The organism is Pedococcus sp. P5_B7, assembly GCF_054049895.1.
In genome coordinates, this window is the sequence record NZ_JBFULM010000008.1 from 375739 (window position 1) to 382020 (window position 6282).

Sequence of the window (6282 nt, forward strand, 5' to 3'; positions counted from 1 at the left end):
GTTGACGTCAGGACGGACCGAGTCCGTGGTCGATCTCCCCATCGAGGCCACGTTCGAGGTGCTGCCGTCCGGCCGCACCGCAACCTGGCCTGAGGGAGACCTCTCGGGCCGGATCATCGAGCTCTGCGCGGACACCGAGTCGGTGGCTGAGGTCTCGGCAAAACTGCACGTCCCGCTCGGCGTCGCCCGGGTGCTCCTCGGTGACCTGGTCACCGCGGGTCACCTGAAGACGCGCACCACCATCTCCGAAAACACGACATCCGACGAACGACGTGAACTGATTGAAAGGACACTCAGTGGACTACGCGCCCTCTAACCGCAACAGCGCCTCGACGAAGATTGTCGTGGCCGGCGGCTTCGGCGTCGGCAAGACCACCTTCGTTGGTGCCGTCTCCGAGATCGACCCCCTGCGCACCGAGGCTCTCGTCACGAACGAGTCCGAGGGCCAGGACGACATCTCCAAGGTGCAGCAGAAGCACACCACCACGGTGGCGATGGACTTCGGCCGCATCACCCTGGCCGAGAACCTGGTGCTCTACCTGTTCGGCACCCCAGGTCAGCGTCGCTTCTGGTTCATGTGGGACGACCTGGTGAAGGGCGCCATCGGCGCCGTCGTGCTGGTCGACGTCCGTCGCCTCGACGACAGCTTCGCCGCTGTCGACTACTTCGAGGCCAAGGGCCTGCCGTTCATCGTCGCGCTCAACCAGTTCGACGGCTCGCAGGAGTTCGGCCCCGACGACATCCGGGAGGCGCTGGCCATCCCGTCGCACATCCCTGTCATCGAGGTCGACGCCCGCGACCGTGAGTCCGCCAAGCAGGCGCTCGTCCGGATCACGGAGTTCGCCCTGACCCAGCTCACCGGGGTGAAGGCTTCGGCCTGACCCCGCACCATCGACAGAGCCCGGCCGCCCGAGGGGTTGCCGGGCTCCGTCGTGTGTGGAACGGCTCAGCCCGGGTCGAGCACCGCGGCAAGGCGGGCGACGTCGTCCGGGCCCTCGAGGTCGGGTAGCCCGACGAACACGGTGCTGACCCCGAACTCGTCAGCGAGGCGGCGGTACCGGTCGCGGTGGCTCACGGCCTCGCCGGCGTGGTGACGCCTGGCGAACGCTGCTGCGGCCGTCCGACCCCGCAACCGCTCGACCCTGCGCCAGGTGTCGTCGCGGTCGGTCCCCACGACCGGGAGGTCGAGCACGGTCACCGCCACCTCCTCGGGGTCGCGGCCGACCTCCGCACAGTGCGCCCGCAGCACTGCGACCTTGCGTGCTAGCACCTCCTCGTCGCTGGGCAGGTTGCACGCGTCGGCCTGGGCCGCCGCGATCCGCAGCGTGCGTCGCTCCCCGGAGCCGCCCACGATCACCTGTGGTCGCCCCACGGGCCGTGGGTATGCCGTGGTCTCGGGCAGGGTGACGCGGGTCCCGTCGTACGCCTTGGTCCCCTTGTCCCACAGCGCGTGGAGCGTCTCGATGCAGGACTCCAACCGGTCGAGCCGTTCGGCGGCCGGCGGGAAGGGGAGGCCGAACGCCTGGTGCTCGCGCTCCCACCACCCCGCGCCCAGCCCGACGAAGGCCCGTCCGCCGGACAGGACATCAAGCGTGGCAACGGTTTTCGCGATGATCCCGGGCGCGCGGAACGTGACGGGTGAGACGAGGGTCCCGAGCCGCAGGTCGGTGTCGAGGCCGGCGAGCATCCCGAGCGTCACCCATGGTTCCGGGATCGGCTCCCACGCACGGTCCACCTGGGGGATCTGGATCAGGTGGTCCATCAGCGCGATCCCCGCGAAGCCGTGGTGGTCCGCGGCGAGTGCGATCGAGCGGAGCCAGCCGGCCGGGTCGTCGCCCCACGGGAACCGGGACACCTGGAGCACGACCTCCGGTCCGGCCTGCCGCCGGCCGCCGTCCGGCTCGGGCGCGGGACGTGGTGCCGGACCGCCCGCGACATCCGGTCCCTGCGCCGGCGCAGCAGAGTCCACGACGACCTGCACGTCGTCCCAGCCCTCGGCGGCCACCGCCTCGCGCGCCCGGGCGAACGCGGCGTGCTGCTGGCCCAGGACCCTGGCCGGCACCGGTCGGTCACGCATCGCATTGCGTTGGCGGGAGACGGTCTCTGGCGTCTCGAAGAGCACTGCGACGCAGGGCAGCCCGGCGATGCGACCCTGCTCCCGCAGCCGGTCGCGCAGGTCGGGGTCGAGGCCGAGGGTGTCGACGACCACGGTGAGACCACGCCGGGCCCGGCCGGCCACGATCTGGTGCAGCAGTGCGAAGGCGTCGGCCGAGGCATCGAGGTCGAACTCGCCACTGCCCACCACCGCCCGCAGCGCATCCGACGACACGATCTCCTGCTGCCGGTAGTGCTGCGTGGCCCAGGTCGACTTGCCCGAACCGCTGGGCCCGACCAGCACGACCAGCGCATGGTCGGGACCGGGTCCCGCTGCGGTCAGCTCTCTGCCCTCGGAGCGTGGCTCACGAGCCCGACGAGGTTGTCCTCGCTGTCCCGGATGAACGCCATCCACTCATCCTGCCCCGCCGGCCCCAGGCTGTCGTCGGTGTGGCTGAAGATGATGTGCGGCTCGGCCTCGATGACCACGCCCTCGGCCCGGAGCTCCTCGATGCGGGTGGGGACATCGTCCACCTTGAGGTAGAGCATCGCGGAGCTCGCGCCCTCCTCGAGCAGGAGCCGGGTGCCGTCTCCGAGGCCGAAGAACAGCAGCCCCGGGGGGTCGAAGCGGGCCAGCGGCGGTGTGCCGAGCAGGCGTTCGTAGAACGCTGCCGCCCGGTCGAGGTCCTGCGCGTACTGGGCCACCTGGGCCAGGCCCGTGCCAGCCGTCATCACCCACCTCCTGGCGAGAATCTACTGCGGGAGTGTGCGTCGCCGCTCCAGGATCGCGGCCGCAACTTCTCCGGGGTGGGTCTCGGGGAGCCAGTGGCCGGCGTCGAGCTCGGTGAAGGTGTAGTCGGCGGCGACGTGAGCGCGGGTCCGCTCGGCCGCCGCCCGTCCGAGCGCGGGGTCGTCCCGACCCCAGACGTACGCGGTAGGGGTGGAGATCCGGCGCGAGACGTAGTCGCCGGATCCGCTGCGCCGCAAGGGAATTGCTCGATACCAAGCCAAGCCGCCACTGGCCGCGCCGGGCTCACGAAAGCGCGCGGCATACCTCTGCACGTGGGGCTCGGGCAGCCCGGAGCGGCGTAGGACCGACACCAACCGGCGCCGCAGGACCAGCTCGGGGAGGGCGGGGAGCTGGAAGGCGGCCAGGTACCAGCTGCGCCGGGCCTGGTCCGCATGGCGCATCGCCCACGCGATGGCGTGGTGGTGCGGGGTCGACAGCACGGTGAGGCTGCGCAGCCGCTCCGGGTGACGTTCGGCGAAGGCCCAGGCGACCGAGCCGCCCCAGTCGTGGCCGACCAGGTGGACCCGCGCCGTCCCGAGCTCGTCGAGCAGGGCAAGGACGTCGGCGACCAGCTCCTCCATCCGGTACGCCCGGCGTCCACGGGGCCGCGCCCGAGGCGAGTAGCCGCGCTGGTCGAACGTGACGACCCGCAGCCCGGCCTCGAGGAGCGGCGGAGCCACCTGCGACCACGTGTGGCGGTCCTGCGGCCAGCCGTGCAGGAGCAGCACCACCTCTGAAGCAGGGTCGCCCGTGCCGCGGTCCGCGCCGCTGTCGCTGACGTCGAAGACCAGGCCGTCTCTGGTGAACTCCTGCACCCCCGTGAACCTACCCGGCGCTCACCGCCGGCCAGACGGGGCGCGGGGGTGCGGGACAATGGGGTGTGACCAAGCCCGCCCCCCAGTTCCCCCTCGGTGGACGGCGGGCCTGGATCGTGTATGCCGCGTCGGTGTCGGTCTACGTGCTGGCGGTGTTCCACCGCAGCTCGCTCGGCGTGGCCGGCCTCCTTGCGACCGAGCGTTTCGACATCGCGGCCACCCAGCTGTCGGTGTTCACCATGGTGCAGCTGCTCGTCTACGCGGCCATGCAGATCCCGGTGGGGGCGCTGCTCGACCGCTTCGGGTCCAAGCGGCTGCTGCTGAGTGGCGTGACGCTGATGACGGTGGCCCAGCTGGGGTTCGCCTACGCCGACTCGTTCGCCATCGGCATCCTGGCGCGGGTCTTCGTGGGGATCGGCGACGCCATGATCTTCATCCCCCTGCTGCGGATCGTCGCGCTGTGGTTCCCGCCCCTGCGCATCCCCATGGTGTCCCAGCTGACCGGGCTGCTCGGCCAGCTCGGTGCCCTGGTCGCGGCCACGCCACTGGTCTACGCGCTGCACACCTGGGGCTGGACGCCGTCCTACCGGGTAGCCGCCCTGTTCGGGGTCGCCCTCGGCGCCATCGTCCTGGTCGTCGTGCGGGACTCCCCGAACCCCGACCACGAGCTCGACCAGATCAAGGTCCGGGCCCTCGCCCGGAGCGTCCGGGCCGCCTGGCGCACCCCCGGCACCAGGCTCGGCCTCTGGTCCCACTTCTCCGCCCAGTTCGGCGCGACGGTGTTCGCACTGCTGTGGGGCTACCCGTTCCTCGTTGCGGGACAAGGGCTTTCGCCCTCCACGGCGGGCACCTTGCTGATGCTGATGACGGTGACGACCGTGGTGTCGAGCCCACTGATCGGCGGGTTCGTGACGAAGTACCCGTTCTCGCGCTCGACCCTCATCCTCGGGATCGTCTTCGCCATCATGGCGGTCTGGGCGGTGGTGCTGCTGTGGCCAGGGCGGGCCCCGCTGCCGCTGCTGGTGCTGCTCGTCGTCATCACGGCGGTCGGGGGTCCGGGTTCGCTGGTCGGCTTCGACCTGGCGAGGACCTTCAACCCGCCGACCCGGCTCGGGAGTGCGACCGGCATCGTCAACGTCGGTGGCTTCCTCGCTTCGCTGTCCACCGTGACGCTGATCGGCATCATCCTCGACCGGGTCGCGCCGGGTGGTCCGAGCACCTACGACGTGGACACCTTCCGGGCCGCGATGTCGGTCCAGTACCTCGTCTGGGGGGCCGGCGTCGTGCAGATCCTGCGCTACCGGCGCAAGACCCGGCGCGGGCTGCGCGAGAGCGATCCGGAGGCCTACGAGGCCCTGCGCTCCGGCGAGACCATCACCCCCTGACCCGGGCCCTCGCCGCGGCTCGAGGGGAGCCCGCCGGGAGCTGGTGGCTGGTGGACCCGGACGGCCGGGAAACCGGGTCAAACCGGCGAGTGCGGGATTCGGCCAAACCCGGTCCTCAGGTGCTCTCACCTGCGAAAATGCGGATTTCGTTACCGATTCGAGACCAACTCTGGACACCTGATCGAAGCAGCGTCATCACCTGCTGAAAGACATTCGTGTAACTCGGGTAATCACAAGCCTGTCATTTCCCGGAAGGGTCTGTAAGGCGTGGGATTTGTGTGACGAAAGGGTTTCGAGTGAAAAGGCGGCTCTAGTCTCGTGCGGCTGCCACCTACTGACCCCGGACACCCCACTCGAGAGGCATCCCCCCGTGCCGAACGCCCTCCCCGTACGCCGCGTGTTGCGCACCGGCGCGACGCTGTCGATGGTCGGCGTCCTCGCGGTGTCCCTGTCCCTGTCCGCTGCCGCCGACCCGGTGTATCCGTCGAAGTCGCAGGTGGCCAAGGCGAAGAGCGCGGTCGCGACGACCAGCGGCAAGATCGCCAGCCTGGACGCGCAGTACGTGGCCGCCAGCGCTCGCCTCGCCCAGGTGCAGGACCGGGCCGCAGCGGCCGCGGAGGCCTACAACGGGGCTCGCTACGAGCTCGACAAGCGTTCGGCCGAGACCACCGCAGCCAAGAAGCGCGCAGCGCAGGCCCAGCAGGTCGCGGACTCCGCCGGCCTGCAGGTGCGCCGCTACGCCGCCAGCGTCTACCAGCAGGGCGGCAACCTCGGTGAGCTCGAGGCGTACCTGTCCAGCACGGGTCCCCAGGACCTCATGGACCGCGCCACCGCGCTCGAGGCCGTGAGCGACGCCCGCGCACAGAACCTCCAGAAGGCCGCCGCCGCCTCGATCGTGGCCGACACGATGCGTCAGCAGGCGGCGCAGGCCGAGGCCGCTCAGGCCAAGGCCGCCCGCGCCGCGGAGGCGGCCCGCAACGCCGCCCAGTCGCAGGCCGACGAGGCGAAGGCGACTGCCACCCAGATCCAGAAGCAGCAGAGCTCGCTCACCACGCAGCTCGCCACCCTGCGCAAGACATCGGTCACGCTCGAGAGGCAGCGCCAGGACGGACTGGCTGCCGCCGCCGCAGCTCGCGCCGCCGCCGCCGAGGCTRCCCGCCAGGCCCGGCTGGCCGCCGAGCGCGCGCAGGCCGCCCGG

At 71.1% G+C, this 6282-nt stretch carries 7 protein-coding genes; 4 read left to right on the forward strand and 3 right to left on the reverse strand.

Annotated elements, in window-relative coordinates; all coding sequences use genetic code 11:
* Window positions 1-25: 25 nt before the first annotated feature.
* On the forward strand, window positions 26-316 hold the full coding sequence (locus tag ACXJKD_RS18850; RefSeq protein WP_457256396.1) for a DUF742 domain-containing protein: 291 nt from the start codon (window positions 26-28) through the stop codon (window positions 314-316).
* The gene (locus ACXJKD_RS18855; RefSeq protein ID WP_057378434.1) at window positions 297-881 is read left to right on the forward strand and encodes a GTP-binding protein; all 585 of its coding nucleotides are present in this window, start codon (window positions 297-299) and stop codon (window positions 879-881) included. Before ACXJKD_RS18850 ends, ACXJKD_RS18855 begins: the two co-directional genes overlap by 20 nt.
* 65 nt (window positions 882-946) lie before the next feature.
* Here the strand turns inward: ACXJKD_RS18855 and ACXJKD_RS18860 are convergent, their stop codons facing one another.
* Genes ACXJKD_RS18860 through ACXJKD_RS18870 form a run of 3 tightly spaced genes read right to left on the reverse strand, consistent with a single transcriptional unit; the run spans window position 947 to window position 3699 of the window.
* Window positions 947-2398 carry an LLM class flavin-dependent oxidoreductase gene (locus ACXJKD_RS18860; RefSeq protein ID WP_457256397.1) on the reverse strand — a complete coding sequence of 484 codons (1452 nt, stop codon included), beginning with the start codon at window positions 2396-2398 and terminating at the stop codon, window positions 947-949.
* Between the two features lie 35 nt (window positions 2399-2433).
* A complete protein-coding gene (locus ACXJKD_RS18865) occupies window positions 2434-2826 on the reverse strand; it encodes a VOC family protein (protein WP_457256399.1) in 393 nt (130 codons plus the stop codon).
* Between the two features lie 21 nt (window positions 2827-2847).
* Window positions 2848-3699 carry an alpha/beta fold hydrolase gene (locus ACXJKD_RS18870; RefSeq protein ID WP_457256401.1) on the reverse strand — a complete coding sequence of 284 codons (852 nt, stop codon included), beginning with the start codon at window positions 3697-3699 and terminating at the stop codon, window positions 2848-2850.
* 65 nt (window positions 3700-3764) lie between these two features.
* On the opposite strand from ACXJKD_RS18870, the gene ACXJKD_RS18875 reads away from it, so the two are divergent.
* Both ACXJKD_RS18875 and ACXJKD_RS18880 read left to right on the forward strand, forming a co-directional pair.
* Complete coding sequence (locus ACXJKD_RS18875; RefSeq protein ID WP_457256403.1) at window positions 3765-5084, forward strand: MFS transporter; 1320 nt, start codon at window positions 3765-3767, stop codon at window positions 5082-5084.
* A 370-nt stretch (window positions 5085-5454) separates the two neighbouring features.
* Window positions 5455-6282 (forward strand): hypothetical protein (locus ACXJKD_RS18880; protein ID WP_457256405.1); only part of this gene is annotated, 828 nt, incomplete at its 3' end.